The organism is Nonlabens sp. (assembly GCF_047636915.1).
Classification (GTDB): domain Bacteria; phylum Bacteroidota; class Bacteroidia; order Flavobacteriales; family Flavobacteriaceae; genus Nonlabens.
In genome coordinates, this window is record NZ_JBLIGN010000150.1 from 1 (window position 1) to 3652 (window position 3652).

Sequence of the window (3652 nt, forward strand, 5' to 3'; positions counted from 1 at the left end):
ACAAACTGTTTTTAGATATAATGAGCACGCCAATGTAACCAGCTTAGATCCTGCTTTTGCAAAGGACCAGCGTAATATATGGGTATGTAACCTTCTTTACAATGGACTGGTGAAACTGGATGAAGATCTAGAAGTAGTTGCTGACCTAGCATCACACTGGAAGATCGATACGACGGCTACTATTTATACCTTTTATATTCAAAAGGATATTTATTTCAATGACGCTTTCGCGAAAGCGAGAACCATAACAGCACAAGACTTTAAATTTTCTTTAGAACGTTTATCAAACCCAGAGCTAGCTTCTCCTGGAGCATGGGTAATGAGTAACGTAGAACATATCAAAGCCATTGCACCGTTACAACTGCAGATCACCTTAAAACAAGCCTTTCCAGCATTTTTAGGATTGCTCAGCATGAAATATTGTAGCGTCGTCCCTTACGGAAGCAGCAATTTAAGAGAGCAACCCATAGGCACTGGACCTTTCTATCTAAAAAGATGGCAAGAAAATGTAAAAATGGTATTGCGCAAAAATAATTTGTATTTTGAAAAAGACCTAGAAGGAAAATCTTTACCCTATTTAGAAGCTGTAGCGATTACTTTTAAAACAGACAAACAAAGTGAATTCTTAGAATTTGCCCAAGGAAATCTAGATTTTATAAATGCTATCGACCCGAGTTATAAAGACGAGTTACTAACTACCGCTGGAGAATTACAAGAAAAATACAAGGCAACGGTGCATCTTGAAAAAGCACCTTTTCTTAATACAGAGTACCTCGGTATTAAAATAGACCATAAAACACCAGAATTACAAAGTAAAAAATTGCGTCAAGCTATGAACTTAGGTTTTGACCGAGACAAGATGATCAAATACCTACGTAACAATATAGGTACGCCAGCTCATAACGGTTTTATACCTATGGGTATCCCCGCTGGTGGTGTGGTAAAAGGATATTCCTATGATCCAGACCGAGCAAGGTCCCTTGTTGCCGCTTACAAGGAGAAAACTGGACAACAAAATCCTTCCATTACCATAAGTACAGGCGCAAATTATTTAGACCTTTGTGAGTTTATACAAAAGGAACTACAAAATATAGGTATTCAAGTTCAAATAGAGGTCATGACACCTTCTTCATTAAGACAGGCGCGTAAGTCAGGTCAGCTGGGTGTTTTTAGATCGAGCTGGATTGCAGACTATCCTGATGCAGAGAATTATTTGTCTCTTTTTTATTCTAAAAATTTTGCTCCAAATGGACCCAATTACACACATTTTAAAAACCCCACTTATGACTTGTTTTATGAAGAATCTTTAAAAACAGGAGCGGCTAAAAAAAGAAAAGAACTTTATATAAAAATGGATAGTATGGTCATGGAAGAAGCTCCTATTATTCCTTTATACTATGATCAAAGTGTGAGGTTTATTTCTAAGCAAGTGATCAACTTAAAAGGTGATGCCATAAATATGCTGGACTTAACTCGAGTAAAAAAAAATGATTCCCGTGACTATTAAAATTAAAACTGAATTTTCCTATATGAATTTTTAACATTTGTATATAAGGAAACCTGCGTTGACCTGTTATAGTTTTAGATTATTGTAGAATTGCGGTTAATAGTACTCCAGCAGAGCAATAATTGAATTAACTTTGTAATCTGCTCAAGGATCTTATACCACGGCAGCTCTTACAAAGAAACCTTTAAAAAGAGACTTAACAATAAATACTATTTATTAATTACCCTTATGATGATCAACACTATGTTAATTGATTTTTCTTCCAAAACTGAATTAGAAGACTGGACTATTATAAACGACACCGTTATGGGCGGCATTTCTAAAAGCTCCATCGAGCTTAATAGTGACGGGCATGCGTGTTTTAGCGGTAATGTATCCTTAGAAAAAAATGGCGGTTTTGCCTCTGTGCGTTGTGCCTGCCCGGACACTAAATTAGGAGATTCCACTAAGGCAATATTAAGAGTAAAAGGCGATGGGAATGAATTTCAATTGCGTTTTAAGGAAACTGCTTCTGATGGTCATTCTTACATCATTGCTTTCCCCACCACTGGTGAATGGGAAACAGTAGAATTGGAACTAGATCAAATGGTTCCCTCTTTTAAAGGACGTCACTTGAACATGGATAATTTTGATCATACTTTTATAGATGAGCTCTATTTTTTTATAGGAAACGAAGAAGTATCCTTCCAGTTATTGATTGATAAAATTGAATTGGCCTAAATTTAATTGATAAATTTATTCCTTTAAGCACCTATTCTCCAGACCTTTTTTTCCTTAAAAAGTGTCTGGAGTCTTCATTTAAAAAGTGACCTCTTCTTTAAGACATAAACACAATCTAAACCTCTTAAAATTTATATTTAGATAACTCTCACCAAGCAGCTCGACTTCATTAAATGCGATACCAATACCTCGAGTGTATTGTATAATGACCTCAGAATATAAGTATCCCTAAATAAAGGAACACAAACATCAAAGTGGCTTAGATGTGAGAACTATCTGTAAACTGATTACATTGGACACAAAAAATGCTGTATCAGGTCGGCTTTAAGAAAAAACACAAAACCAATTCTATTGGTTGACAGATGAGCAGATAAGCATTCTAAAACAGGATATTGCTAGCGTTAAAAAATGTTCAAGAAAAGTAAGATATTCACTAATTTTTTACACCATTAGCCCTGTAAAAAACGATACCTATTTTACAGAACACAAAAATACCAGCACAGCAGGTACATTTATATTAGATATGAAATTAGGCCAAAAGAGAATCTTCTTAACGAGATCGAATATTTATGTTTAGAAAATTCTTAAAAGATTACGCATACAAAATATATTTTCAAAGAATAAATCAACTCCTACCAAGCAAAGATAAAAATCAGCACTTTAAAAAACCCCGGCATGAATAAAAGCATCTATAGCTTTATACTTATGGCTAAAATTATTTGTTGCGGTCTTGAATCAATGGTTGCTGGCCCGTTAAATTGAACAGTGTCTGCTAAGTACTCAATTTCATTTTTTGTAAAACCACGTTCGTACCTTACATCTATCCCCAGATTACCTAAATTCACCCCTAATCCGAATTGAACTCCAATGGTAAAATCCTTTTCAACATTACTTACCTCTATATCCTGTAAATCTGTGTCGATAACGTATTGTAATGAAGGGCCTGCAAAGACACGTAATGGACCTATAATTTTAGTTCCTATCAATAAGGGTACATCTATTTTTTGCATACCAAAATGACTCCCATTATACTCGTTATTCAACACAGTATATTTAAGTTCTGGTCTTAAATACACTACCATTAGATCTAATTTCCAGTATACCCCTATGTGATAACCCGCTTTCTCTTTAGGGTCATCAATAATAGTCTGTCCATTTGCTCTTAAACTACCCGTAGAACCATAATTTAAACCTGCTGTTATTCCTAAACCACTTTCCTTCTGAGCTAGCCCGATTGAAGCGACTAGTAAAAAACAAATCATAAGGTACTTTTCCATAATTGTAAGTTTTTATGTATAAGAAGTCTCAATCAAATTATTGAATAAAAGGACTTTTTATACAGAAACCCAAGGTAAGGAAAATGTGCAATATGAAGTTTAACATCAAATGCTATGTGATCCCATGATGGTTAAAATATATTTATAC

The 3652-nt window shown here is 34.7% G+C and carries 3 protein-coding genes; 2 read left to right on the forward strand and 1 reads right to left on the reverse strand.

The annotated features are described in order from the left end of the window. Both ACJAT0_RS12980 and ACJAT0_RS12985 read left to right on the forward strand, forming a co-directional pair. A partial coding sequence (locus tag ACJAT0_RS12980) for an ABC transporter substrate-binding protein (protein WP_415181997.1) occupies positions 1–1507 on the forward strand: 1507 nt, incomplete at its 5' end. Positions 1508–1735: 228 nt separating this feature from the next. After that, on the forward strand, positions 1736–2227 hold the full coding sequence (locus ACJAT0_RS12985) for a CIA30 family protein (RefSeq protein ID WP_374002894.1): 492 nt from the start codon (positions 1736–1738) through the stop codon (positions 2225–2227). Positions 2228–2916: 689 nt separating this feature from the next. Here the strand turns inward: ACJAT0_RS12985 and ACJAT0_RS12990 are convergent. Beyond that, complete coding sequence (locus ACJAT0_RS12990) at positions 2917–3504, reverse strand: outer membrane beta-barrel protein (RefSeq protein WP_415181998.1); 588 nt, start codon at positions 3502–3504, stop codon at positions 2917–2919. Positions 3505–3652: the final 148 nt, after the last annotated feature.

Bases quoted from the DNA above. Each gene is read 5' to 3' on its own strand.
- ACJAT0_RS12990 (WP_415181998.1), bottom strand. From the start codon at position 3,504: ATGGAAAAGTACCTTATGATTTGTTTTTTACTAGTCGCTTCAATCGGG.
- ACJAT0_RS12985 (WP_374002894.1), top strand. From the start codon at position 1,736: ATGATGATCAACACTATGTTAATTGATTTTTCTTCCAAAACTGAATTA.